Raw genomic sequence first — 1,225 nt, 5'->3', positions numbered from 1 at the left:
TGAAGGTAGAATTATTGGCAATCTCACTCACCGCCAATTTAACGGCATTCCCATCACTATCAGTAATCGTCAACATATCATCTTCCAACGTAAAGGTCTCGTTTGTCGTATTGAAGTCTGACCAGTCGATTTCTTCGTGATCTCCTTCTGCGTCGATATAGTAGAATTTCTTCTCGGTTGTATTGTAGTAAACGTTACCGAATTTGCCTTCTAATTTGTTGACAATTTTAGTAATCAATGTTTCATTATCGGTAAGATTTGTAATGAATTCTTCATTGGTTGTCAATTCGGTAATGAAGGTAGAATTATTGGCAATCTCACTCACTGCCAACTTAACGGCATTCCCATCACTATCAGTAATCGTCAACATATCATCTTCCAACGTAAAGGTCTCGTTTGTCGTATTGAAGTCTGACCAGTCGATTTCTTCGTGATCTCCTTCTGCGTCGATATAGTAGAATTTCTTCTCGGTTGTATTGTAGTAAACGTTACCGAATTTACCTTCTAATTTGTTGACAATTTTAGTAATCAATGTTTCATTATCGGTAAGATTCGTAATGAATTCTTCATTGGTTGTCAATTCGGTAATGAAGGTAGAGTTGTTAGCTATTTCTTCCACAGCTAATTCAACTGTATTACCATCAGAATCTGTGACAGTCAGCTTATCATTTACTAGTGTAAAACTTACGTTAGTTGTATTAAGTTCTGACCAATCAATTTCTTCTTGAGTACCATCTTCATTGATATAGTAGAATTTCTTTTCCGTTGTATTAAAATAAACATTTCCGTATTTTCCTTCTAATTTGTTGATAATCTCCGTAATAAACGTCTCATTGGCCGTTACCTTGGTGATGAATTCTTCATTGGTTGTCAATTCGGTAATGAAGGTAGAGTTGTTAGCTATTTCTTCCACAGCTAATTCAACTGTATTGCCATCAGAATCTGTGACAGTCAGCTTATCATTTACTAGTGTAAAACTTACGTTAGTTGTATTAAGTTCTGACCAATCAATTTCACTTTGCGTACCATCTTCATTGATATAGTAGAATTTCTTTTCCGTTGTATTAAAATAAACATTTCCGTATTTTCCTTCTAATTTGTTGATAATCTCCGTAATAAACGTCTCATTGGCCGTTACCTTGGTGATGAATTCTTCATTGGTTGTCAATTCGGTAATGAAGGTAGAGTTGTTAGCTATTTCTTCCACAGCTAATTCAACTGTATT

At 35.0% G+C, this 1,225-nt stretch carries 1 pseudogene; it reads right to left on the bottom strand.

Going from position 1 to position 1,225, the window contains the following annotated elements:
• Nucleotides 1-1,225, bottom strand: a pseudogene (locus tag ACLJX0_RS15365) (hypothetical protein); the annotation flags it as partial.

It is taken from the genome of Myroides sp. DW712 (genome assembly GCF_046557355.1).
GTDB lineage: Bacteria > Bacteroidota > Bacteroidia > Flavobacteriales > Flavobacteriaceae > Flavobacterium.
Note: the sequence above shows the minus strand (reverse complement) of the source record. Positions and strands in the feature narration are given on the sequence as shown.